Annotated in this window: 22 protein-coding genes, 2 tRNA genes and 2 pseudogenes; 15 read left to right on the forward strand and 11 right to left on the reverse strand. The window is 65.6% G+C overall.

Going from position 1 to position 24,021, the window contains the following annotated elements; all coding sequences use genetic code 11:
* Positions 1-62: 62 nt before the first annotated feature.
* From OSH10_RS11145 to OSH10_RS11170, 6 genes are all read left to right on the forward strand, one after another.
* Positions 63-137, forward strand: a tRNA-Glu gene (locus OSH10_RS11145).
* A 75-nt stretch (positions 138-212) separates the two neighbouring features.
* Positions 213-287: transfer RNA gene (locus tag OSH10_RS11150), tRNA-Glu, on the forward strand.
* A 188-nt stretch (positions 288-475) separates the two neighbouring features.
* Positions 476-2,014 (forward strand): ATP-binding protein, encoded by a 1,539-nt coding sequence (locus tag OSH10_RS11155; protein WP_266331816.1) that lies wholly within the window; start codon positions 476-478, stop codon positions 2,012-2,014.
* Positions 2,015-2,156: 142 nt separating this feature from the next.
* Complete coding sequence (locus OSH10_RS11160) at positions 2,157-2,711, forward strand: hypothetical protein (RefSeq protein ID WP_266331817.1); 555 nt, start codon at positions 2,157-2,159, stop codon at positions 2,709-2,711.
* 65 nt (positions 2,712-2,776) lie between these two features.
* Positions 2,777-3,415, forward strand: coding sequence for a L,D-transpeptidase (locus tag OSH10_RS11165; protein WP_266331818.1), 639 nt, complete (start codon positions 2,777-2,779; stop codon positions 3,413-3,415).
* 62 nt (positions 3,416-3,477) lie between these two features.
* Positions 3,478-4,506, forward strand: coding sequence for an amino acid ABC transporter substrate-binding protein (locus OSH10_RS11170; protein ID WP_266331819.1), 1,029 nt, complete (start codon positions 3,478-3,480; stop codon positions 4,504-4,506).
* 59 nt (positions 4,507-4,565) lie between these two features.
* Here the strand turns inward: OSH10_RS11170 and OSH10_RS11175 are convergent.
* The 3 genes and pseudogenes from OSH10_RS11175 to OSH10_RS11185 form a co-directional block, all read right to left on the reverse strand.
* Positions 4,566-4,910: pseudogene (locus OSH10_RS11175) on the reverse strand (GIY-YIG nuclease family protein).
* Between the two features lie 103 nt (positions 4,911-5,013).
* Entirely contained in the window at positions 5,014-5,568 is a 555-nt protein-coding gene (locus OSH10_RS11180; protein WP_266331820.1) for a 2,4'-dihydroxyacetophenone dioxygenase family protein, read from the reverse strand.
* 17 nt (positions 5,569-5,585) lie between these two features.
* Positions 5,586-6,287: an SDR family NAD(P)-dependent oxidoreductase gene (locus OSH10_RS11185; protein ID WP_266331821.1), complete on the reverse strand. Its 702-nt coding sequence runs from the start codon at positions 6,285-6,287 to the stop codon at positions 5,586-5,588.
* Between the two features lie 97 nt (positions 6,288-6,384).
* Between OSH10_RS11185 and OSH10_RS11190 the strand changes: the two genes are divergently transcribed.
* The 4 genes from OSH10_RS11190 to OSH10_RS11205 all read left to right on the forward strand — a co-directional run bounded on the left by OSH10_RS11190 (position 6,385) and on the right by OSH10_RS11205 (position 10,834).
* Positions 6,385-7,116, forward strand: a complete 732-nt coding sequence (locus OSH10_RS11190) for a GntR family transcriptional regulator (RefSeq protein WP_266331822.1) — start codon at positions 6,385-6,387, stop codon at positions 7,114-7,116.
* A 30-nt stretch (positions 7,117-7,146) separates the two neighbouring features.
* A complete protein-coding gene (locus tag OSH10_RS11195) occupies positions 7,147-8,031 on the forward strand; it encodes an NAD-dependent epimerase/dehydratase family protein (RefSeq protein WP_266331823.1) in 885 nt (294 codons plus the stop codon).
* Between the two features lie 238 nt (positions 8,032-8,269).
* Positions 8,270-9,532, forward strand: coding sequence for a Glu/Leu/Phe/Val family dehydrogenase (locus OSH10_RS11200; RefSeq protein ID WP_266332362.1), 1,263 nt, complete (start codon positions 8,270-8,272; stop codon positions 9,530-9,532).
* Positions 9,533-9,742: 210 nt separating this feature from the next.
* The gene (locus OSH10_RS11205; protein ID WP_266331824.1) at positions 9,743-10,834 is read left to right on the forward strand and encodes a hypothetical protein; all 1,092 of its coding nucleotides are present in this window, start codon (positions 9,743-9,745) and stop codon (positions 10,832-10,834) included.
* A gap of 36 nt (positions 10,835-10,870) precedes the next feature.
* Here OSH10_RS11205 and OSH10_RS11210 read toward each other — a convergent pair.
* Both OSH10_RS11210 and OSH10_RS11215 read right to left on the reverse strand, forming a co-directional pair.
* A pseudogene (locus tag OSH10_RS11210) lies at positions 10,871-11,248 on the reverse strand (CrcB family protein); the annotation flags it as partial.
* A gap of 12 nt (positions 11,249-11,260) precedes the next feature.
* Positions 11,261-11,650 (reverse strand): fluoride efflux transporter FluC, encoded by a 390-nt coding sequence (locus OSH10_RS11215; protein WP_266331826.1) that lies wholly within the window; start codon positions 11,648-11,650, stop codon positions 11,261-11,263.
* Positions 11,651-11,937: 287 nt separating this feature from the next.
* Here OSH10_RS11215 and OSH10_RS11220 point away from each other — a divergent pair, with 287 nt between their 5' ends.
* Positions 11,938-12,441 carry a DedA family protein gene (locus OSH10_RS11220; RefSeq protein ID WP_266332363.1) on the forward strand — a complete coding sequence of 168 codons (504 nt, stop codon included), beginning with the start codon at positions 11,938-11,940 and terminating at the stop codon, positions 12,439-12,441.
* A 114-nt stretch (positions 12,442-12,555) separates the two neighbouring features.
* Positions 12,556-12,846 carry a hypothetical protein gene (locus tag OSH10_RS11225; protein WP_266331828.1) on the forward strand — a complete coding sequence of 97 codons (291 nt, stop codon included), beginning with the start codon at positions 12,556-12,558 and terminating at the stop codon, positions 12,844-12,846.
* 28 nt (positions 12,847-12,874) lie between these two features.
* Here OSH10_RS11225 and OSH10_RS11230 read toward each other — a convergent pair whose 3' ends face one another.
* From OSH10_RS11230 to OSH10_RS11250, 5 genes are all read right to left on the reverse strand, one after another.
* On the reverse strand, positions 12,875-13,879 hold the full coding sequence (locus OSH10_RS11230) for a LacI family DNA-binding transcriptional regulator (RefSeq protein ID WP_266331829.1): 1,005 nt from the start codon (positions 13,877-13,879) through the stop codon (positions 12,875-12,877).
* Positions 13,880-13,975: 96 nt separating this feature from the next.
* Positions 13,976-14,764 (reverse strand): SDR family NAD(P)-dependent oxidoreductase, encoded by a 789-nt coding sequence (locus OSH10_RS11235; protein ID WP_266331830.1) that lies wholly within the window; start codon positions 14,762-14,764, stop codon positions 13,976-13,978.
* Between the two features lie 49 nt (positions 14,765-14,813).
* Entirely contained in the window at positions 14,814-15,842 is a 1,029-nt protein-coding gene (locus OSH10_RS11240; protein WP_266331831.1) for an ABC transporter permease, read from the reverse strand.
* 12 nt (positions 15,843-15,854) lie between these two features.
* Entirely contained in the window at positions 15,855-17,372 is a 1,518-nt protein-coding gene (locus OSH10_RS11245; protein WP_266331832.1) for a sugar ABC transporter ATP-binding protein, read from the reverse strand.
* Between the two features lie 145 nt (positions 17,373-17,517).
* On the reverse strand, positions 17,518-18,555 hold the full coding sequence (locus OSH10_RS11250; protein ID WP_266331833.1) for a sugar ABC transporter substrate-binding protein: 1,038 nt from the start codon (positions 18,553-18,555) through the stop codon (positions 17,518-17,520).
* A gap of 481 nt (positions 18,556-19,036) precedes the next feature.
* Here OSH10_RS11250 and OSH10_RS11255 point away from each other — a divergent pair, with 481 nt between their 5' ends.
* The 3 genes from OSH10_RS11255 to OSH10_RS11265 all read left to right on the forward strand — a co-directional run bounded on the left by OSH10_RS11255 (position 19,037) and on the right by OSH10_RS11265 (position 22,633).
* On the forward strand, positions 19,037-20,005 hold the full coding sequence (locus tag OSH10_RS11255; RefSeq protein WP_266331834.1) for a sugar-binding protein: 969 nt from the start codon (positions 19,037-19,039) through the stop codon (positions 20,003-20,005).
* A 104-nt stretch (positions 20,006-20,109) separates the two neighbouring features.
* Positions 20,110-21,636, forward strand: coding sequence for a sugar ABC transporter ATP-binding protein (locus OSH10_RS11260; protein ID WP_266331835.1), 1,527 nt, complete (start codon positions 20,110-20,112; stop codon positions 21,634-21,636).
* Positions 21,629-22,633 carry an ABC transporter permease gene (locus OSH10_RS11265; RefSeq protein ID WP_266331836.1) on the forward strand — a complete coding sequence of 335 codons (1,005 nt, stop codon included), beginning with the start codon at positions 21,629-21,631 and terminating at the stop codon, positions 22,631-22,633. Before OSH10_RS11260 ends, OSH10_RS11265 begins: the two co-directional genes overlap by 8 nt.
* Positions 22,634-23,242: 609 nt before the next feature.
* Here OSH10_RS11265 and otnI read toward each other — a convergent pair.
* On the reverse strand, positions 23,243-24,019 hold the full coding sequence (otnI, locus tag OSH10_RS11270) for a 2-oxo-tetronate isomerase (RefSeq protein ID WP_266331837.1): 777 nt from the start codon (positions 24,017-24,019) through the stop codon (positions 23,243-23,245).
* Between the last annotated feature and the right edge of the window lie 2 nt (positions 24,020-24,021).

Genomic DNA, 24,021 nt, shown 5'->3' on the forward strand with positions numbered 1-24,021 from the left:
GAAAACATGGCCCGCAAACGGTCTTGTCAGTCCCGGGCTTGCCGCCTATAACCCGCCTCGCCGCGCCCTTCGTCTATCGGTCAGGACGCCACCCTTTCACGGTGGAGAGAGGGGTTCGATTCCCCTAGGGCGCACCACCCATCTTGATCGGGTGTCGGGATCAAGACTTGTGCCTGCAAGGCCCAAGGGAACTACCTGCAACGCGCATCGCTGCGCCCTTCGTCTATCGGTTAGGACGCCACCCTTTCACGGTGGAGAGAGGGGTTCGACTCCCCTAGGGCGTACCATTCCTCCTTGAACGGTCTCTGAGATGGAGGTTCGCGCGCTTGGGCGCCGGACCACGCAGGTTGCGCAGGTAGCCGGCGGGATTGCGCATTTTGCGCGATGGATCTCCTGTGGAGTTCCGATGAGGCGACCGGACGCCTCGGCCTCCCATGCTAGGATGGCCCGGCGGACAAAGGCGATGTGGAGCATTATGAAAGCTGGAATCGAACTCGGGACGAACACGGCAGGCCAGCCCGCCCTTCTCGACCTTGAGGAACTGCTTTCGACCCGCCTGCTCGTGCAGGGAAACTCCGGCTCCGGCAAATCCCATCTCCTGCGCCGCCTGCTCGAACAGAGCGCCGGCATGGTGCAGCAGGCGATCATCGATCCCGAAGGCGACTTCGTCAGCTTCTCCGAGCGCTTCGGCCACACGGTCGTCGACGCCGAGCGCAGCCCCAGCGAATTGCAACGGATCGCGCTGCGCATCCGCCAGCATCGCGCCTCCGTCGTGCTCAATCTGGAAGGCCTCGACGCCGAGGAACAGATGCGCTGCGCCGCCGCCTTCCTGAACGGGCTTTTCGATGCCGACCGCAGCGTCTGGTATCCGATGCTGATCACCGTCGACGAGGCGCAGATCTTTGCGCCCGCCGTCGCCGGCGAAGTCTCGGACGAGGCGCGCCGGCTGTCGCTCGGCGCCATGACCAATCTGATGTGCCGCGGCCGCAAGCGCGGACTGGCCGGCATCGTCGCGACGCAGCGCCTCGCCAAGCTGGCCAAGAACGTCGCCGCCGAAGCGTCGAACTTCCTGATGGGCCGCACCTTCCTCGATATCGACATGGCGCGCGCCGCCGACCTGCTCGGCATGGACCGCCGCCAGGCCGAGGGATTCCGCGATCTCGATCCCGGCCAGTTCATCGCGCTCGGCCCGGCGCTGTCGCGCAAGCCGATCCCGCTGCGCATCGGCGCCGTGGATACGGCCGGCCGCAGCGGTCGCCCCGTGCTGATGCCGCTTCCCGACATGCCGCAGGCCGAAATGCAGGACCTGATCTTCGTCGGCGGTGAGGCCGACCTGCTGCCGATGCCGGCGCCCAGCCAGTCCCGCGCCCGGGGCACGGCGGAACTGCTGCGCGAGATCGAGATCTCCGGCCCGCTCGACACGACGCCGGAAATAGAGCTCGACACCCGCACGGAAGCCGAGAAGCAGGAACTGCTCGACAGCGTCTATGCCGAGATCATGTCGGACCCGGACACGGCCTTCCGCCCGGCGCCGTCGATCTACCAGGACTTCCTGTTCCATTGCCGGATCAAGAAGCTCGGCACCTATGGCCAGGACATGCCGAGCTTCCGCAAGCGCCTGGCGCTGGCGCGCGCGGGCGTCAGCTCGGACAAGGGCGACGACGCCTGGGAGCAGGTTCTGGCCGTTGCGGAAAGCCTGCCGGAAGAAATGCAGGGCGTTTTCCTGCTGCTTGCCCGCGCCGCGCGCGAAGAGGCGCCCTGCCCGACCGATGAAGCGCTGGCCAACGCCTATGGCAGCCGGTCGCCCTCGCGCGGACGCTGGCTGCTCACCTATATGTCGGAACACGGCCATATCCGCAGCGAAGCCGATTTCCGCGGCAGCCGGATCGTGACGATCGCCGGCGTCAACTGGCGCACCTTGCCGGGGGCGCCGAAGGCAGGCCCGATCAAGAAAGTCGACCCGCTGCGGCGGGCGCCGATGCTGCCGCTTCCGGTCGCCCGCCCGGCGGAGTAGCACCGTACAGATGGTTTGTGGCGGCAGTTGCATTCCCCGCCACATGCCCGCCATCATGCTGTCCAGAATCACGTGCTGCCTTGGCGTGAACAGCCGCCGATTTCCGGGGAGTTGCCTGGGTGTCGCGGCAAGGGGGAGACGCATGGAACCAACAGCAACGACATCGGTAGCAGGAGCCCGCGCCGAAGGCAGCAGCCGCCGCGCCGCGACCTGGCTGGCCGGCGCTGCGGCGCTTCTCGCCATTTCCGGCTGCGCATCGGTCACGGAGCGGGTTGCCCCGTCCGTCGCGCCGGCGACGCCCAACGTCTCGATCACCACGGAGGATCTCGTCGGAAATTGGGGCCTCGGCTCCTTCCGCGAGGAGAAAGACCTGCCGCGCACGATCAACGAGGCGCGCCGCTACTGCAGCAATCCCTATGTCATCACGCGCGGACCCAATAACGGCGTGATGATGTATCTGGCCGACCAGTCGCAGCCGAGCGAGGTCATGCTCAAGAATGCCGGCGGCCGCGTCTATATCGGACCGCCCGGCCCCGCCGGCATGCCGAAGGACCGCCAGATCACCTCGTTCCAGGACGGCGTCATCGTCGCGCCCTGGGTCGACCCCAGCGTCACCGCGCGCTACGGCACCATGGTGTTCGTGCGCTGCGCCCAGACGACGCCGGCGGCCGCCCCGACCCGCCCGGCATCCGGCTGATTTCAGGCCCGGCTCCACCGGCCGGGCTCCCCCCCCAACCGCCTCTCCAGCATTCGAGGTCCCCCATGCGAGACAAAGCGGCCTGCCTTCTCCAGTGGCTGAAACGTCCCCTGTCGCTCGCCCTGCTGGGCTGTGCCGCCGCCGTGGCGCTGGCGCCGGCGCTGCCTGCCCAGGCCGGCATTCGCGACATGCTCAACATCAACGAGCAGCCCGGCGTCGTCCCGACCAAGCAGGAATCGTTGCTGCCGCCGGAGTTCCGGCCGCAGCCGGTCTATTTCCGCTCCAACGAGCCGCCAGGCACGATCGTCATCAACACGGATGAGCGCTTCCTGTATCTGGTGCAGCCGGACAACCGAGCCATCCGTTACGGCGTCGGCGTCGGCCGCGACGGATTCCAGTGGTCGGGCCTGCTGAAGATCTCGCGCAAGGCGGAATGGCCGGATTGGCGGCCGCCGGCGGAAATGATCCAGCGCCAGCCCTATCTGCCGCGCTTCATGGCCGGCGGCGAGGGCAACCCCATGGGCGCCCGCGCGCTCTATCTCGGCGACACCATCTACCGCATTCATGGCACCAACCAGCCGCAGACGATCGGCCACGCGCTGTCGTCGGGCTGCTTCCGCATGGTGAACAACGACGTCATCGACCTGTTCGACCGCGTGCCGGTGGGCACCAAGGTGATCGTTCGCCAGCAGGCCAAGCTCTGACAGCGGCTATCCGGTCGCCTCTTCCGGGGTGACTTCCACGAACCATCTTCGGAGGGGCGACTATGTTTCCTGGGATTTTTTCCCTGCGCGGCGCGACGCTGGCTCTCGCCGCGACGCTTGGCTCGGCCGTCGTGGCTCACGCCGGCACGCTCGACACGGTGAAGCAGCGCGGCAATCTGGTCTGCGGCGTCAGCCAGGGCCTGCTCGGCTTCTCCAATGCCGACGCCAACGGCAAATGGACGGGCTTCGACGTCGATTTCTGTCGCGCCGTCGCCACCGCGATCTTCGATGATCCGGAGAAGGTGACCTACGTGCCGCTCTCGGCGGCCGAGCGCTTCGACGCGCTGAAGGACGGCAAGGTCGACCTGCTGTCGCGCAATTCGACCTGGACGATGTCGCGCGAGACGGACCTGCCGCTCGCCTTCGTCGGCGTCACCTACTATGACGGCCAGGGCTTCATGGTGAAGCGCGACAGCGGCAAGGTCTCGGCGCTGGAGCTAGACGGCTCGACCGTCTGCGTCCAGAGCGGCACGACCAGCGAAGAGAACTTCGCGGATTATTTCACCGCCAATTCGATGAAGTTCACCACGATCTCCGCCAGCACCCCGGCGGAATCGCTCGAGAACTACAAGACCGGCAAGTGCACGGTGCTGACCACCGACGTCTCGCAGCTCTATTCCGAGCGCGCCGCGCTGGATGACGCGGCCGACCACATCATCCTGCCCGACGTGATCTCGAAGGAGCCGCTTGGCCCCGTCGTCCGCCAGGACGACGCGAAGTGGCGCGCCCTGGTGGCCTGGGTCCACAACGCCATGCTGAACGCCGAAGAGCTCGGCATCTCGTCGGAGCGCGTCGACGAGGCCAAGGCCTCGAAGAAGCCCGACGTCATGCGCCTGGTCGGCACGGACGGCGCCTTCGGCGAAAAGCTCGGCCTTTCCAACGACTGGGCGATCAACATCGTCGCCAAGGTCGGCAATTACGGCGAGGTCTATGAGCGCAATCTGGGCGTCGGCTCGAAGCTCGGCATCCCTCGCGGCCTGAACCAGCTCTGGTCGCTGGGCGGCATCCAGTACGCCCCGCCGATCCGCTAGGTTCGTTACGAATGCAAAGGCCGGCATCGAAAGGTGCCGGCCTTTTTTGTTTTGCGTGCCTAGCGAGCACAATCCTCAACATGGTGAGGAGGCCCGCAGGGCCGTCTCGAACCACGCGTTGACCTCTGCCTTGCAAGCTCTCGGATCGCGGCCCAATCGCCCCGTATCAGCGCTTCCTTCTTGGCGCGCGACCAGCCCTTGATCTGGTGCTCTGTCGCATGGGGGTCGGCTATCCGATCAAACGCCTGGGATCAGACGAGCTCGACGGGGCGCCTTGAGAACGTGTAGCCGCGGTAGGCGCCGGATTGATGTTCCAGGAGACGCCGCTGTTGATCCTCCGCAGACGTCGAGCCGACATAGTAGCTCCCGTCCGCACATCGAAGCATACAGACGGCGGCGATCATGGAGGAGCCCTCTGGAGCCTCCTTCGAGGCCCGGCTTCGCCTGGCACCTCAGGATGTTGGTGGAGTGCGGCAAATCCACTCCAATGGCATCCGCCGCAACAGCTCACCGGATCAGCTGGTCGATATAGCCCTCGCCCAGGCCGACATCGGTGTAGTGCTTGCGGCAGAGGTCGATCTTGGTGAAGACGTCCTCATAGCCCTGCACGGCGCCGTACGGATCCACATAGATCATCGCGCCGTTGACCTGGAACAGCGTGATCATCTCAGTCACATGCGGCTCGACCACCAGCGTGTGCGTCTCGCCGGGAGCCTCGTAGACATAGGAGCCCTCCTCCGCCGTCCAGTCGTGCTCCAGATAGTGCCAGCTACCCTTCAGCACCCAGCCATGCACCGGCTGCGGATGGCGGTGGCGCGACAGCACGCCGGACTTCCGCACCCGAAGCAGGTTCATCCAGTAGCCGCGGCTCGCCGAGAGGCAGAGCGGGCGGAACCAGACGTTTTCCTGCTGCGGCACCCAGAGCCGTTCGTCTGTCGGGATCGCGTTGGGGATGACGATCTCGGGGAAGGATTCCTTCGGCTGCGGATGCCGGTAGGGGATGCGCTTCGAATCGGCGTCGGTTTCGAGGCCGGAATGGTTGACCGTGGTGTTGTCGCTCATCGTCTCACTCTCTTGTCTCAAACCGAGGCATAGCCGCCGTCGACCGGCACGACCGTGCCGGTCATGAAGCGGGCGGCGTCGGAACACAGGAAGGCGACGACGTCGCCGACATCGCGGGGTTCGCCCCAGCGTTTCATGGGCGTGCGGCCGAGAATGCCGGCCGAGCGCACGGGATCCTCGACGATGCCGCGCGTGACTTCGGTCGCGACCCAACCAGGCGCCACCGCGTTGACGCGGATGCCCTCCTCGGCCCAGGCGACGCCAAGCGCCTTGGTCAATTGCGCGACGCCGCCCTTCGACGCCGTGTAGGCCGGCACCAGTGGCCCGCCGAAGATCGCCAGCATGGACGCGGTGTTGACGATGGCGCCGCCCTGCTTCGCCAGCAGAGGCCTGGCGCCGACGCACATGCGCATGGTGCCGGTCAGGTTCACGTCGATCACCTTCTGGAACACGGCCATGTCGTATTCCTGGCCCCGAAACAGCACGCCGGCGCAATTGACCAGAGCATCCAGCCGGTCGAACCGGGCGATCGCCGCATCGGCGGAGGCCTGATCCGTCACGTCGAGGACGATCGCGTCGAGATGCTCGCGCGTCGGGACGGCGGCGGCTTCCGCCTCGCTGAGCCCGGTGACCGTGACGGCATAGCCGGCGGCAAGCAGCGCCTCGGCCACGCCGAAGCCAATGCCGCGCGCCCCGCCGGTAACAAGTGCCTGCTTCACAATGGGAAACCTCTATGGGAAATGCCGAACGAATTGATCCGTAAAATTTTACATGTTACATGTCAAGCCATCGTCCCTTCCGCGCCGCAGGCCCGATTTGCCCCGAGAAAAGACCTCTCCTCATCCCATCGACGCGCCGGCCGGCATCGGCTTCGAGCCGCTGATGCATGCCGATCTGGGCGAACAGACCTATGCGGCCATCCGGATGCGCATCCTGCGGCGCGAGCTGGAAACCGGGCAGCAGATCCCGATCGATGTCGTCGCCGCGGAACTCGGCGTCAGCCGCACACCGGTGCTGGACGCGATGAAGCGGCTTGCCGCCGAAGGACTGGTCGAGATCCGGGCGCGGCGTGGCTGCTATGTCCGCGCGCTGACGACAGACGATGTCCGGGAGATCTTCGAGGTGCGCGAGGCGATCGAACTGCATGGTATCCGCATGGCGATCCGCGAGGGGCGGAACGTCGCTCTCGCGAAAACGCTGGAAGAAGCCTGCGAGGCGATGGAAGCGGCGACGGCCGGCGACGTCTATGTCGACTACGACCGGTTCACAGACTGGGATCGAGCCTTCCATCGCGCCATCGTCCTATCCAGCGGCAACCGCCGGCTCCAGGAGATGTATGGCAATCTGCATGTGCATCTGCACATCATGCGGGTGCACTATTTCCGCGAGCTGGAAGCCGCGATCCGCATCAAGGCCGACCACCGCGCCATCCTCGACGCCCTTCGTCGTGGCGATCTCGCCGCCGCCGAAGCGGCGATGTCGGCGCATATCCTCATCACCCGCGACCGCATCACCGCCAATCTGGCGGATGATGGCGGCCGCATGTAGCGCGCCCTTCCACGAACCCGGATCCTCGCCATGCGTATTGCCATCACCGGCGGCAACGGAAATCTCGCCCGCAAGCTGATCGCCGGACTGGGCGCCGAACCCTGGTGCGGGGCGCTGGTGGCGCTCGATCGCCGCTTCGACCCGATCGAGCCGCCAGCGCATGCCGAACTCACCTGCATCGAGGCGGACCTGCGCGATGGCGAAGATCGCCGGTGGCGCCATGTCATCGCCTCGGTCGACGCCGTGATCCATCTCGCCGCGCAGAACCCCTATCCCGAAGCGGACTGGACGGATTCCGCCCTCTCCTTCGACATGACCGCCCTGCTCGCCACCGCTGCCGCGGGCGCGGGCGTCCGGCGCTTCGTGTTCGCGACCTCCAACCATGTGATGGGCGGCTACAAGGAAACCGAGATCGCCGTGACGCCGGGCGCGCTGACCGAGGCGCTGCCGCCGCTGCCGGGGACGCGCTGGCGCCATGAGGGCGGCAGCAGCGACAGCACGCCCTATGCGGTCGCCAAGCTGATGGGCGAGCGGCTCTGCTGCGCCCTGGCCACCCGCGACGGCATGACGGCGGTGGCGCTGCGCATCGGCTGGTGCCAGCCGGGCGAAAACCATCCCTCGACCATCTCCGGCTCCGGCACGCCGCATAGCCGCCTCGACGCGATGGACGAGAGCGACCGTCGCGACCTCGCCTGGTTCCGCGGCATGTGGCTGTCGAACCGAGACCTGCTCGGGGTGTTCGCCGCCGCGCTCCGCGCGGACTCTGCCAGCTGGCCCGCGCCGGGGATCGTCGTCAACGCGGTATCGGGCAATGCCGGCATGGCCTGGAGCATGAACAGGGCCGCGACGCTGCTGGGCTTTGCGCCGGCCGATGACGCCATGCGTATGCTAGGACAGGCAAACGATCTGCCCTGATTCTAGGCAGACCCTTCCTTGGCGGAAGCCAGGATGCCGCTGCGTCGCACCGCCTGGCGATCCAACGCATAAATCCTAATCGATATGACTCACGTATAGGCAGTCTTCTGCGCAAAATTGCCACAATTGCTCTAAACTTCGGCACAAATTGTTGCCCTCCGCTTGCTGAGGGGTCATAACCCCCGCGCCAACCTACGCGGGGAAAATCATGACAATCAACAAGCGGAGCGATGCCGGGATGACGGACGCCACCATGCTCGACCAGGCCCTCACCCGCCTCGACGAAGCAGCAGCCCACCTGCATCTGGACGGCGATGTCCTCGAAAAGCTCAAATATCCGCGCGAGACCACCAAAGTTCGCTTGATGATCCGTATGGACGACGGCTCGCGGAAGTCGTTCATGGCCTGGCGCTGCCGCTATGACGACACGCGCGGCCCGACCAAGGGCGGCATCCGCTTCCATCCCGATTCGACCATCGAGGAAGTCGAGACGCTCGCCTTCTGGATGACGATGAAGTGCGCCGTCATGAACCTGCCCTATGGCGGCGGCAAGGGCGCGGTGCGCGTCGATCCGCACTCGCTGTCGAAGGCGGAGCTGGAGCGCCTGTCGCGCGCCTACATGCAGGCCTTCTCCAAGATCGTCGGCCCCGACCGCGATATCCCCGCGCCCGACGTCTACACCAACTCGATGATCATGGGTTGGATGGCGGACGAATATTCCTCCATCGTCGGCCAGTCGACGCCGGCCGTCATCACCGGCAAGCCGATCTCGCTCGGCGGTTCGCTCGGCCGCGACGACGCCACTGCACGCGGCGGCTATTATCTCGTGCGCAATCTCGCTTCGGAACTGGGCCTGACGCCCGGCGCCCGCGTCGCGATCCAGGGCTTCGGCAATGCCGGCCAACACATCGCCAGCCTGCTCGCCGCCGACGGCTACAAGATCGTCGCCGTCTCGGATTCGAAGGGCGCGATCCACAGCGAGGCCGGCCTCGACGTCGCCAAGCTGCTCGCCGCCAAGAAGACCGGCTCTGTGCTGCAGCTGGCCGGCTCGGACGGCATCACGGCCATTGGCGCCGATGCGATCACCGCGGTCGACTGCGAGATCCTGGTCCCGGCGGCGCTCGAAGACCTGATCCACAAGGACAACGCCCCCGCCATCAAGGCGCGCGTCATCCTGGAGCTCGCCAACGGCCCGATCACCCCCGAAGCCGACGTTATCCTGGCCGAGAAGAATGTCGTGGTCCTGCCGGACATCCTGGCCAATGCCGGCGGCGTCACCGTCTCCTATTTCGAGTGGGTGCAGAACCGCCAGGGCTACTACTGGACGGCCGAGGAAGTCCGTTCGCGCCTGCAGGACACCATGGATCGCGAGGGCCGCGCCGTGTGGGCCCTGGCGCAGGAACGCGGCATCACAGTCCGCAGCGCCGCCTATGTCCACGCGCTCTCGCGCGTCGCGGGCGCCATCGAGGCGCATGGCACGCAGAAGTTCTTCACCAGCTAGTTCGGGTCCCCGGCCATCCGGCCGGCTCGATACGACCTCGTAGGATGGCGGCGGCGCGAACAGCGCCGCCGCCATTTTCGTTTCCGCCCGCCACGCCCGGTTGCAGGAGCTATCGCACCCACGCGTTGTTCGGATACGATCGCGAGGCTACGGGGTCGCTTTCGACCCGCCCCCCTTTCCATGCCTGCCTCGCACAATGGACAGATGCCGATGGATTCGCTGCTTCACATCCTCGCCGTTCTCGTCGGCCTCCTCGCCCTCTTCCTCTATTTCCGCTCCATCGTTCGCGTGGTGCTGATCAACCGCCGCGAGCGGGACTTCATCGAGCGGTTCGCCCGCTTCGGCGCGGTGTCGGTCGTCCACGCTCTGGTCGCCAACGCGAAGGATTACAACCAGACACAGCGTCGCCAGGCCTGGGTCCTGCCGCTCTTCATCTTCATCGCGGTGGTCAGCTGGTTCCTGCTCGTGCAGGTCGCCTTCACCCTGATCCTCTGGGGTTTGGGGATCGAGACGCACTGGGGCTATGCCTTCACGGCCAGCGGCTCCGCCCTCAGCACGCTCGGCTTCAAGACGCCGCCGACCCTGACGGGCGAGTTCCTGGCGATCTTCGAGGCGGCGATCGGACTGGCCGTCGTCATCCTGCTGTTCACCTTCGTTCCCGGCTATCAGACGGCGGTCCAGATCCGCGAACGCAAGGTGGGCTGGCTGTATGCGCGCACCGGCCGCCGCCCGACGACTTCCAGTCTCATCGAATCCCTCCAGCGCAGCGGCCAGATCGAGCATCATGGCGGCGTCTGGGAGGATTGGGAGCAATGGTTCCGCGGCGTGATGGAAACCCACTCGATCTCACCGATTCTCGCCTATGTGCCGGCCGTCTATCGCGGCACGAGCTGGGTCGGCGCCGCGGCCGCCGTGCTCGACGCGACCTCGCTTCTCTCCGCCTGCCAGGAGCCGCAACACACGGAATCAGCCCGCATCTGCCGCGAAATCGGCTGTGCGGCCCTGAAGAACATCGCGATCGAGCTCAATCCGAAGATCCCGGCCGATGCCTGGACGCACCAGAGCGTCGATCCGCAGCTGATCGAACACTTCGATCACCTCTACGACCGGCTGATGGAGATCGGCCTGCCGATGAAGCCCGACCGGGAAGAGTGCCGCAACGCGTTCATCACGTTGCGGGCCGACTATGAGACCAGCATTCGCCTGCTGGCGGAATCGACCCTGATGCCGGTCGAGGAACCGTGGGTCCTGCCGCACGCGCAACAGGCCGAGCGCGTCAGTGTCCCGCCAACGCTGGCATGAGGCCTGCCGGCCGGGCGCGTGTCAGCCCGGCTGGGACGCGCCGCGCTCGCCCAGCTTCATCCCGAGCACCACCGCGCCGTAGCCGAGCGCCAGACTGACCAGGACGTAGGCAATGGCGACGACGGCGCCCAGGGTAGAGGCGCTCATCAGCACGACCGTGCCATAAGCGAAGCTGGAGAAGGTCGAGAGCCCGCCCATGATGCCGGTGCCGACCATGGTGTTGACGTCGTCGCTGAGCGCCCGCCGCTTGTGCAGGCCGGCCACCAGTCCGAGCAGGAACGCGGCCACCACGTTGGCGACCAGGATATCCATCGGAAAGCCTTCGGACAGATGCGGGACGCTGAGCATCAAGAATTCGCGCGCCATCGCGCCGATCGCGCCGCCGACGAAAACGAGGATCACCAGATTGATCATGACTCTTCCCCCTCAACCCTGCAGGCGCGCGAGCGCGGCGCCGAGCGCCGCGGCAATTAGGCCCGCCGCCACCGAGAGCAGCAGATAGCCGAGCGCCAGTTGCCCCCGGCCGGAGCCGGCGAGCTTGGCGGCGTCGAGCTGCATGCTGCTGAAAGTGGTGTAACCGCCGAGGATGCCCGTCAGCACGCCGGCATTGAGCACCGTGCCATAACGATCGCGCCAGTCGACGGAGAACAGCACGGACAGATAGCCGATGACGAAGGCGCCCGAGACGTTGATCAGGAACGTCGCCAGCGGAAAACCGCCGTGATAACGCTCGCCGACGATCCGCCCGATCCACCAGCGCAGCAACGATCCCGCGCCGCCGCCAAGACCGACCCACATGACATCCAATGCGCGCATCCAGCCCTCCACCACGCCGGCGCTCTGGTACTGTCCGATCGGCGGCGCCGATCCGCCGATTCCCGGGAGCGCCCTCCCCAAGTCCTTCCATTGAATAGCCAACTTGTCCCAGCACCAAGGAAAAGTTGTAGAGATGAAAAGGGCGTCGCAGTTCCCGGCTCCGGGATCCCGGCGGACGCGAACCGGCGGGCCGGCCGGTATCCCGGCACGCGGAACGCGCCCTGCGCGCCAAGGGCTGGGAAGCCGCTGAGACAGGAAGGGTACGCATGCACTGGATGCAGGATGGTCTGTCGCTGATCGAGCCTTACATCGCGGCCTATGGCAGCTTCGCCATCTTCGTCATCATCTTTTTCGAAGCGCTCGGCGCGCCGCTGCCCGGCGAGAGCGCGCTGGTCGCGATCGGCGTGCTGGCGACTCGGGGGGATGTCGATCTCGTCCACGCCTTGGTCGCTGCCTTCGCCGGAGCGGTACTGGGCGACAGCACCGGCTATGCGATTGGCCATTTCGGCGGCCGTCCGCTGCTGCTGCGCTATGGCCGCTGGATCAAGCTGACGCCGGAACGGCTCGGCAAGTTCGAGGACGTGTTCCGGCAACGCGGCATCTGGATCGTGATGACGGCGCGTTTCGTCGTGTTGCTGCGCCAGTTGAACGGACTGATCGCCGGCGCGGTGGCGATGCCCTGGCTGCATTTCCTGTCGGCCAACATCGTCGGCGCCGCCGCCTGGGTTCTGGTCTGGGGGCTCGGCCCCTATGTCGCGGTCGACTGGTTCAAGGCCTTCCTGCATCCCTGAAAAGTCATGATTGACGTAGCGGGATCAACCCCGTTCCGTGCTATCTCTCAGAGGCTCGCACGGCCGGGGAGCTCGTCGCGGGGTGACAGGCGGACAAACGGGACAGGCGTCGCGATGGGCCACATCAACTGCTCGAAACCAACGGCCCTTGCCCTTGCGCTCGTGGCCGTCGCCATTCCGAGCCTGGCCGAGGCCGGTATGCTCGAACGCCAGGCCGGCAGGGCGATCCGGCAGGCGGGCCACTGGTGCGACGCGGTCAGCCGCATGGCGGTCAACACGAAGCTGTCGCTGCCATCGCGCCGCGTCGTGCGGGTGACCTGCGATGACGGCACGCGGTATGTCCGGTACGACCTCGTCCTCCGTCCCGACAACACGATCGCCTCGATCGAGGTGGTAAGGCCCTGAGCCGGGTTCAGCCGCGTCCGCGAGCCGCCTAAGCGGTCTCGCCCTCGACGATGTCATAACCGGTGTCGCAGATCGTCGGCTGGCCCGGATAGTCCGGGCTCTGGAGGATCATCTCGGCCGCCGTCTTGCCGATCAGGAAGCGGCGCGACAGGATCGTCGACAGCGGCTGCGGCAGCGCCTGGCCGATATCGAGCCCGTTGAAGCCGAACAGCGCCAGATCCTCGCGCGGCCGGATGCCGGCGGCGAAGCAGTGGAACACCCCGCCCACCGCCATGTCGTCATTGGAAAAGACGACGACGTCAAGGTTCGCATGCCGGGCCAGCAACTGGCCGAGCAGTTCGCGGCCTGCCTGGGTCGAACTGGGACCATCCAGCGTCGTCTCGCCCACCAGCGACAGACCCACCGCCTGCAGCCCCTCGCGGAACCCCTCATAGCGGCGCGCGGCGCGTTCGTCGCGCACACGGTCGTGGCCTACATAGCCGAAGCGGCGATAGCCTCGCTTGTGGAGATGCAGCGCCGTGTCATAGCCCGCCTGGCGATGCGACATGCCGACGGCGATGTCGAGCGGCGGGGAATCGATGTCCATCAACTCGGCGATGCGCACGCCCGACCGCTTCAGCATCGCCACCGTATAGTCCGTATGATGCAGGCCGGAGACGATCATGGCGGCCGGCTGCCAGGACAACAGCGACGCCACCAGTTCCTCTTCCGTGTTCATGTCGTAATCGGTGACGCCGATGACGGGCTGATAGCCGGAGGAAGCGAGCGAGGCGTGGATGCCGCGCAGCACATCGGGGAACACGATGTTGGAAAGCGACGGCAGCACCACGCCGATCAGGTTGGAGCCCGCCGAGGCCAGGGTCCCGGCCACCCGATTCGGCACGTAACCCATCTGCCGGACGACGGCGAGGACGCGCTCGCGCGTCTTGTCGGCGACCGAGGCCTTGTTGCGGAGCACGCGCGAGACGGTGATCTCGCTGACTTCCGCCCGCAACGCCACATCGGCCAGGGTGTAGGAGTTCTTCACGTTCATAGAGACGACGCCATCCAGAAAAGAGACGCCCGATCGTACCGGACGCGGCTCCTTATCATGGATCGCCGCGTCCGCATGGTCCGTGTGTCCGTCAGCTCATGTCCAGCCGCCGTCGGCGACATAGCTCTGGTTGGTGCAGGCGCCGGACTCGTCCGAGGCGAAAAACATGATCACCCGGGCGATATCGGCCGGATAGATCTTCCGCTTCAGGCACTGCCGGGTGAAGATCGCCTGTTCGACTTCCGGGGTGACCCAGAGGTCCAGCTGGCGCTGGGTCATGATCCAGCCCGGCAGTACGCAATTGACGCGGATATTGTGCGGACCAAGTTCGCGGGCCAGGCCACGGGTCAGGCCGATGACGCCCGATTTCGCCGCCAGATAGGGGGTCAGGCCCTCGACGCCGGCGATATAGGCAAACGAGCCGACATTGACGATCGAGCCGCCGCCCAGCGCCGCCATGTCCTTGTAAACCGCCTGCGAGCAGAAGAACTGGTGCTTCAGGTTCACGGCCTGGCGCGAATCCCAGAACTCCGGCGTGATCTCGTCGATCGTCGCGCGCTGGTCGTGCGCGGCGTTGTTGACCAGCATCGCGATCGGCCCGAACTTGTCGCGGATGCGCCCGATCGCGGCCTGGGTCGCGGCGATGTCGGTCAGGTCGGCATTCTCGAAATGGACGGTGTGCCCCTCGGCGGTCAGTTCCTCGACCAGCTTGCGGGACGGCTCCTCGACGATGTCGATGAACCCGACCTTCGAGCCCTGGCGGGCGAACTGGCGGACGATCTCCTCGCCGATGCCGCTGCCGCCGCCGGTGATCAGCACCACGCTGTCCACCAGGCTCGGATAGGCGGCGCCATAGCGCGGTTGGTAGGATGAGTCAGACGTCAACGCTTCTGTCCTTCTGTCATTCTGCGTCAGGGTGCGGGGTGGCCGATCCTCATGCGCCCTCCGCCCGTTCCACGCTGCGGATGTTCTGCACGTAGACATTGACGATCAGGGCGGCGAGCAGGATCAGGCCGCGGATCAGGATCTTGAGGAAGCTGTCGATCTGGATGTGATCGAGGCCGTTGTTGAGGACGCCGAGCACGCAGAGACCGACGATCGTGTTGCCGATGCCGCCGCGTCCGCCGAACAGGCTGGTGCCGCCGACCACGACCGCCGCGATCGCGTCGAGCAGGTAGCCGTCGAACTCGTTCTGCTGGGCGCTGCCGAAATGGGCGACGCCAACCATGCCGGCGATGCCGGAGCACACCGCGCAGATCACCAGCGCCGCGCCGAGGATCAGCTTGACGTTGACGCCGGAATACTCCGCCGCCTCGCGATTGCCGCCGACCATGTAGATGTAGCGGCCGAAGCGCGTGTAGGTCAGCGTCACATGACCGACAAGAAGGAACGCCAGCAGCACCAGCGCGATGGTCGGAAATCCTCCGACATTGCTGGCGCCCAGCGTCGAGACGATATCCGGCACGTTGTAGGCGATCTGGCCGCGCACCAGCAGCGCCGAGATGCCGGCGCCGATCTGCATCATGGCGAGCGTCATGATGAAGGACGGAATGCCGATGACCGTGGTGCCGAAGGCGTTGACCAGGCCGAGGCCGGTGCAGGCCGCCAGCGCCAGCGCGACCGCCAGCCAGCCCGCGACCGGGATGTTGGCGATGTTCACATAGCTTTCCTGCAGGGTGAAATAGGCCACCACGATGCCGGTCGCATTCGCGATCGAGGCGACCGAGAGGTCGATCTCGCCGCACAGGATGACGAAGGTCAGCCCGACCGCCATGATGCCCGTCACCGAAATCTGGGTGAGGATGTTCGAGGCGTTGTCGATGGTCGCGAAGGACGGGCTGGCGATGCTGAAGAAGATCAGCAGCAGGATCAGGGTCGCGAACGGCGCGATGTTGCGCATCTGACTGCGCAGGAACAGGCTCGACTTCGAGGCGCGCGCCGTACTGGTTTGCTGAAACGTCATGTCAATTCCTTCTCAGGCGGCTTCCAGCAGCCGATCCTTGCTGATCGTCTCATTGGTGAATTCGCGCACGATGCGTCCCTTCTTCATGACAAGGACGCGGTCGGCGAGCGACAGGACGGTTTCCGGCTCGGCCGAAACCACGATGACGGCGAGGCCCTCGTCGCGCAGCGCCCGGACGATCTTCACGACATCGTCCTTGGCGCCGACATCCATGCCGCGCGTCGGCTCGCTCAGAACCAGGACTTTCGGACGGTGGGTCAGCCATTTGGCCAGGGCCACCTTCTGCTGATTGCCGCCGGACAGCGCGCCGAGCGCCACTTCGGCGCGCGGCGGGCGGATGCTGAGGCTCTCGACATGCTTGCTGGCGATGGCGCGCTCGACATTCGGCTTCAGCCAGAGGCGCGAGATGCGCCCGAGAATGCTGATCGAGACATTCTTGTAGACCGGCTGCTCGTAGAACAGCATGGAGCGGCGGTTCTCCGGCACGAAGGCGATGCCGGCGGCGCGCGCCTGCGTCGTGTTGCGCAGCCGTCGCTTGCGGCCGTCGATCGCCAGCGTGCCGGTATCGGCCTTGATCTTGCCGAACAGAGTGCGCGCCAGTTCGATCTGGCCGCAGCCCATGAAGCCATAGATGCCGAGGATCTCGCCGGCCTTCACGTCGAAGGTGACGTCGGTATAGGCCCGGCCATAGCCCAGATGTTCCGCTGCCAGCACGACAGGTTGGCCGGGTTTCGAGGCGAGCGTGATCGTGCCGGTATAGCTTTCCTCGAGATCCTCGTGGCCGGCGCCGATCATCCGTTCGATAAGCCAGCCCTTGTCGATGCCCTCGACCGAATGGGTGACGATCAGCTTGCCATTGCGGAAGACCGTGACCGTGTCGGAAATCGACAGGATGTCGTCCAGGAAATGCGAGATGAAAACGATGCTGCGCCCGCTGGCGCGGACGCCCTTCAGCACGTCGAAGAGCAATTGCACCTCCGGCGGCGAGAGGGCGGAGGTCGGCTCGTCGAGGATGATGATGCGCGCGCCGGAGAAGATCACCCGCGCGAGCTCGATCAGCTGCTGCAGCCCGATCGGCAGGTCGCCCATGCGCGTCTTCGGGTCGACGTCGATGCCGAGGCTCTTCAGCTGCTCATGCGCGCCGCTCATCATGCTGCGCCAGTCGATGATGCCGGCGCCCGTCACCGGCTGCTTGCCGAGGAAGACGTTCTCGCCCACCGTCAGGTCGGGCATGATGCTCAATTCCTGGTGCACCATGCCGATGCCGGCGGCCAGCGCATCGCGGGCGGAGCGGAAATGCACCTCCTTCCCGTCGATCAGCATCTTGCCTTCGTAATCGGTATGAACGCCGGCGATGATCTTCATCATCGTCGACTTGCCCGCGCCGTTCTCGCCGACGAGGCCATGGATTTCGCCGGCGCGCAGCGTGAAATCGACGTCGCGCAGGGCGGCGACGCCGCCGAACGACTTCGAGATGCCCTGCATCTGCAGGCGCGGCGTGTCGCTGGGATCGAGGGGATCGGTCGTCATCAGTTTCACCGGGTCGGCGGCATGGAACGCTTCCCATGACAACGGGAACGGCCGGATGGTACCTGCCGCCAACGCCTGTCAGGGAACCGTCGCGGTCGCCTCCGGCGCGATGTCGCGCGCGGAAGCGACCGCTTCTGCGGATGGATCAGATCAGGAAGTGGTTCTGCATCCACTGCATGCCGGCAGCGTTGTCCTTGGTGACGACCGGACCGTCGGTGACGACATTCTTCGGAATGCCCTCGCCGGTCTTCTCGCCACCCGTCACGGCCGCGACGCCGGCGACGATGGCGCCGCCATGGATACGGGAGGACGGATTGCGGACGGTGGCGTACATGCGGCCATCCGCGACGGCGGCGATCGCCGGCGGCATGGCGTCGACGCCGCCGATCAGGATGTCGGTACGGCCGCGCGACTTCATGACGTTGTAGGCGGCGAGCGCCATGTCGTCATTGTGGAAGAAGGCCGCGTCGATCTGCGGATACTTGGTCAGATAGGTGTCCCACAGGCGCGAGGCCTTGGTGACATCCCAGTCGGCCGGCTGGTCGTCGAGCACTTCCATGCCCGGATTGGCGGCAATCACGGACTGGAAGCCCTTGGCACGACCCTGGGCGCCGGTATGGCCGAGCGCGCCCTGCGTCATGATGATCTTGCCCTTGCCGCCGAGCTTCTGCACGAGGGCCTGGGTCACCGCGGCGCCCATGAACTCGTTGTTCGGGGCGAGGAAGGTGTGGACGTTGATCTTGTCGAGCGGGGCGATCAGCGTGTCCATGTCGATGACCGGGATGCCCGCATCGATCATCTTCTGCACCGGCTGGATCAGCGTGCCGATGCCGAAGGCCTGGATCGCGACGAAGTCCCACTTCTGCGATGCCATGTTGTCGATGGCGGCGCGCTGCTTGACCGCGTCGAGCTGGCCGTCGAACCAGGTGACCTCGACGTTGAAGAGCTTGCCCCAATGCTCGGCAGCCTGCTTGCCCTGGGCGCACCAGGTGGCCTGCAGGCCGGCGTTGGAGAAGGCCGCCTTGAGGGGCTTCTCGGAACGGCCTGTGGCCGCGGCCATCTCCTGCGCCATGGCAGGGCTGATGCCGAGGCCGCCCAACATGGCGGCCGCGCTACCGGCGGCGGTGACGCCGGCAGTGCGGATAAAATCACGACGTGACTTGGAATGCTTGTCTTCAGACATCTCTTCCTCCCTCTCCGCTCGTCGAAACGCGAGCTTGAGCGGCCGATCATGACAGCGCTGTCAAAATAGTCAACGCGGTCCGTTTGATAATGTTCTGCCCGACTTTTACGCTTGACGACGCTATTCATCGCACAATAGCGTAAGGGAGACCGCGTATAGGATCATCGAACTTAAACAAGGCGTTACGCCAGGATTGGCTAAGATCTGACCGGCCACCTCCCATAAGGAGGTCGCAGGAAGAGCTATACTGTATAGAGAGAGACTTCCGAGCTGGAGGACCCCGTCGACTGACGGGAGAGCGAGGAAAAAAATCTCCCCTTTCCAGTACATCCCGGCATGCGGATCGGCAGAACATCGATCCGCGCGACACGAAGGACCGAGGATCCGTTCGCGTTCGGCAATGGATGCATTCAGGCGCTACCGCCTGACTATTTCCACAGATTCAAAAAACAGTTTGAAACTATCAAAGGGTGAGGAAACCATGCACATCTTCAACAGGCGCTCCCTGATCATCGCGTCGTCGGCCATCGCCATGGCGCTGACTGCCACCCAGCCCACCTTCGCGGCCGACAAGAAGACGCTCGCCTTCGTGGTGAACGTGCCCGCAGACTTCTGGACGATTGCCCGTGCCGGCACCAACAAGGCCCAGGCCGAGCTGCCGAACTACAACATCGAGTTCTACATCCCCGGCGAAATGTCGGCGGCCGCGCAGAAGAAGATCCTCGAGGACCTGCTCGCCCGCGGCGTCGCCGGCGTCGCCATCAGCCCGGTCAATCCGGACGACTCGACCGCGATCCTCAACGAAGTCGCCTCCAAGGCCGTCCTCATCACCCATGACGCCGATGCGCCGAAGTCGAACCGCCTGATGTATGTCGGCACCGACAACGTCGCCGCGGGCCGCCAGGCCGGCGAACTGATGAAGAAGGCGCTGCCGGATGGCGGCAAGGCGATGCTGTTCGTCGGCACCATGGATGCCGCCAATGCCCGCGAACGCACCCAGGGTATCAAGGAAGCCATCGCCGGCACCAAGATCGAGATCATCGACATCCGCACCGATGGCGGCGACCAGGCCAAGGCCAAGGCCAATGTCGAGGATACGCTGACGAAGTACCCGGACATCGACCTGCTGGTCGGTCTGTGGGCCTACAACACGCCGCAGATCTACAACGCCGTGAAGGCGCTGGGTAAGGCCGGCTCGGTCAAGATCGTCGGCTTCGACGAAGACCAGCAGACCCTCAAGGGGGTTGCCGAAGGCGTCATCGACGGCACCGTCGTCCAGCAGCCCTTCGAGTTCGGCTATCAGTCGATGATCAACATGGCGAAGCTCATCGAGGGCGACAAGTCGGTCATCCCCGAGAACAAGCTGCAGATCGTGCCGACGCAGGTCATCGACAAGTCCAACGTCAAGGAATTCGGCGACAACCTGAAGAAGGTCCTGTCCGGCAAGTAAGCGCCCGATCGCTTGCGCGTCCCCGGCCGGCTTCGCCCCGCCGGGGACGCGTTTGGTGCACATGCAGTCCGGGCCGAGGCGCGGACAATCATCTCGCGGGCATGATGACAGAACAAATTCTCGAACTACGGTCCATCACCAAGACCTACCCGGGCGTGACCGCCCTCAGCGGCGTTGACCTCACCGTCAATTCCGGCGAGGTGCTCGGGCTGATTGGCGAAAACGGCGCCGGCAAATCCACCTTGATGAAGATCCTGGGCGGCGTCGTCGCGCCGAGCGCGGGAACGATCCGGATCGATGGCGTCGAGCACGCCTCGCTGACGGTCAACAGCTCCACCGGCGCCGGCATCGCCTTCGTCCACCAGGAGCTCAACCTCTTCGAAAATCTCGATGTGGCGAGCAACGTCCTGATCGGACGGGAGCCCCGGTTCGGCGGCTTCATGAAGCTCATCGACCAGAAGGCGCTGCGGGCCCGGGTGCAGCCCCTGCTCGACCGCCTCGGCGTCGACTTCAACGCCGGCACGCTGGTCGAGGACCTTTCGATCGCGCAGCGCCAGATGGTCGAGATCGCCAAGGCGCTCTCCTATGACGCCCGCGTCATCATCATGGACGAGCCTACATCCAGTCTCACCCTGACCGAGACGGAGCGGCTGTTGGCGGTGATCGGCGAACTGCGCCAATCCGGCGTCAGCGTCATCTACATCTCCCACCGCCTGTCCGAAGTGATGGCCTGCGCCGACCGCGTCGTAGTGCTGCGCGACGGCCAGCGCGTCGGGGCGCTCGATCGCGGTGAGATCACGCATGATGCGATGATCCGGTTGATGATCGGCCGATCGCTGAAATCGCTCTATGTCCCGCCGAAACAGCCGCCGCGCGACCAGGGGCTGGTCGTCGAGGATCTGGTCACCACCGCCTTTGCCAACAGCAAGGTGTCGTTCACGATCCGCCGCGGCGAGATTGTCGGGCTGGCGGGCCTGGTCGGCTGCGGCCGCACCGAGGTGGCGCAGGCGATCTTCGGCGTCGACCCGGCGCTTGGCGGGCGCGTCACGATTGACGGCAAGCCGGTCAAGCTCGGCGACGTCCGCTCGGCCATCGCCCACGGCATCTATCTCGCGCCGGAGGACCGCAAGCGCTCCGGTCTGGTGCTGGACCTACCGATCGCGGAGAACATCACGCTCGCCAGCCTGCCCCGCTATGCGCGGATGACGCTGGTCGACGCCGCCGCCGAACACAAGGTGGCGGAGGAACAGGGACGCAAGCTCAAGATCAAGGCGCCCAATGTCGACACGATCGCCCTCACCCTTTCGGGCGGCAACCAGCAGAAGATCGTGCTCGGCAAATGGATGTCGATGCAGCCCAATGTCGTGATCTTCGACGAGCCGACGCGCGGCATCGACGTCGGCGCCAAGAGCGAGATCTACGCGCTGATGCGCGAGCTTTCCGACGCCGGCGTCGCGATCCTGATGATTTCCAGCGACATGGAAGAGGTGCTGGGCGTCAGCGACCGCATGATCGTCATGCATGAGGGCCACGTCTCCGGCCATCTCGAACGCAACCAATTCTCCGAACACAACGTACTGACGCTCGCCGTCGGTGGAACGATCCAACAGGAAGCCATCGAACATGCTTAGGAAAGAACTCGGTCTCTTCCTGCTGATCATCATCATCGGCGCGATTACCGCGGTGCTCAATCCGCAGTTCATCTCGCAGATCAACCTCTCCAACCTCGCCAACCAGATCGGCCTGTTCGGCCTGTTCGCGATCGGCGTCGGCGTGGTCATCATCACCGGCGGCATCGAATTGTCGGTCGGCTCCATGCTGGCGCTGCTCGGCATCATCTTCCTCGACCTGCTCGTCAATCACGAGCTCGCCTGGCCGCTTGCCCTGCTGATCACGGTCGGCGGCGGCGTCATCCTCGGCACGATCCATGGCCTGCTGGTGACGCAGCTCCGGCTGCAGCCCTTCGTCGTCACCCTTTGCGGCCTGCTGATCTACCGCGGTCTGGCGCGCTACTACACCGCCGATTCGACCGCCGGCTTCGGCTATGGCAGCGGCTACGAAACTTTGGAATGGCTGGTTTCGGGCCGCGTCGGCGTGGTTCCGAACGCCTTCATCTTCTTCGTCGCCGTCTGCCTGATCATGTCGGTGGTGCTGCACAAGTCGGTGTTCGGACGCTACCTGTTCGCCGTCGGCAAGAACGAGGAAGCCGCCCGCTTTTCCGGCATTCCGACCAAGCTGGTCATCACCGCCGCCTATTCGATCGCGGGCCTGCTGACCGGCCTGTCGGCGATCTTCTTCGTGTTCTACACGCAGTCGGTTTCGCCCTCGGCGCATGGCAATTTCTATGAGCTCTACGCCGTCGCGGCGGCCGTGCTCGGCGGCTGTTCGCTGCGCGGCGGCGAAGGCTCGATCCTTGGCATCTTCCTCGGCACGGTTTTGCTGCAGGTGCTGCAGAACCTCGTCAACATGCTGGGTATCCCGAGCTCGCTGAACTACACGGTGATGGGCGCGGTGATCATGCTCGGCGTCATCGCCGACCGCGAACTGCAGCGCCGCCGCATGCAGAAGATCATGATCGAAAGCGCGACGGCCCGCGCCACCGGCAAGCCCTCGGCCGCAGCCGGCTGATCCTCGCCATTCAGATGTAGACGGGGCCTGGGGGCAACCTCAGGCCCCGTTCTTTTGTTTGAGGGGGCGGCGCGCCGCGGTGGGTGAGCCTAGGAGGCAGGGGGCGACAAGGACTTGAGAATAGCTGGCTCCAGCAGAGCACCAGACCAGCCATGCCGTGCCTCACCCCACCCTCGGCGTCATCCCCGGCTCGACCGGGAACCCATTCAGCCCAGGCGGTGGCCGCGCGAGGCTCCCAAAATCCCTGCTGCATGGATCCCGGATCTCCGCTTCGCTGCGTCCGGGATGACGGCGAGGGTGGGGTGGGATGGGAGGCAGGGATGACGAGAGCTTGTCGAATAGACAGCCGAGCAAAGCGCCCACCACGCACCGCCTCACCCCACCCTCGCCGTCATCCCCGGCTTGACCGGGGATCCATTCAGCCGTGTCGGTCGCCGCGCGAGGCTCCCTGAAAACCCCGCTGCATGGATCCCGGATCTCCGCTTCGCTCTGTCCGGGATGACGCCGAGCGTGGGGTTGGATGGGAGGCAGGGATGACGGCCCGGGAGACATGAAAAAAGGCCGGGGCAGTCGCCTGCCCCGGCCTTTTGCACGCCCGATCGCCCAGGTTCAGCGAAGCGTCGTCTGCTTCATCCAACCGAGGCCATCCAGCGTCGCGCCGGCGGGGCGGTATTCGCAGCCGACGAAGCCGGCATAGCCGAGCCGGTCGAGTTCGTCGAAGATGCGAAAATCGTTCAGCTCGCCGGTGCCCGGCTCGTTGCGCAGCGGCACGGAGGCGATCTGGACGTGGCCGATGATCGGCAGCATCGCCTCCAGGCTCTTGATCACGTCGCCATGCAGGATCTGGCGATGATAGATGTCGTATTGGAGCTTGAGATTGGGCAGGCCCAGCTCCTCGATGATTCCCGCCGCCATGCCGAAATCGTTCAGGAAATAGCCCGGCATGTCGCGGCGGTTGATCGGCTCCAGCACGATGTCGATGCCATGCGGCGCCAAGGTGGCGCAGGCAAAGCGCACGGCCTCGCGATAGAGGGCGCCCGCCTCTGAAGATCCGCTCGGCGCCAGGCCCGACATCATGTGCAGCCGCCGGACGCCCGTCGCCAGCGCATAGTCGAGCGCCTTCGCGACCGAGGCGCGGAACTCGTCCTGCCGGCCTGGCAGCGCCGCGATACCCCGCTCGCCGGCCGCCCAGTCGCCCGGCGGCAGGTTGAACAGCGCCTGCTCGAGCCCGGCCGCCTTCAGCCTGGCCGCGACATCCTCCGGCGAGAAATCATAGGGGAACAGGAACTCGACGGCCTTGAAGCCGGCATCGGCGGCGGCGGCGAAGCGGTCGAGGAACGACCACTCGTTGAACATCATCGAGAGATTGGCGGCGAAACGCGGCATCG

This window comes from Kaistia defluvii, from assembly GCF_026343955.1.
GTDB lineage: Bacteria > Pseudomonadota > Alphaproteobacteria > Rhizobiales > Kaistiaceae > Kaistia > Kaistia defluvii.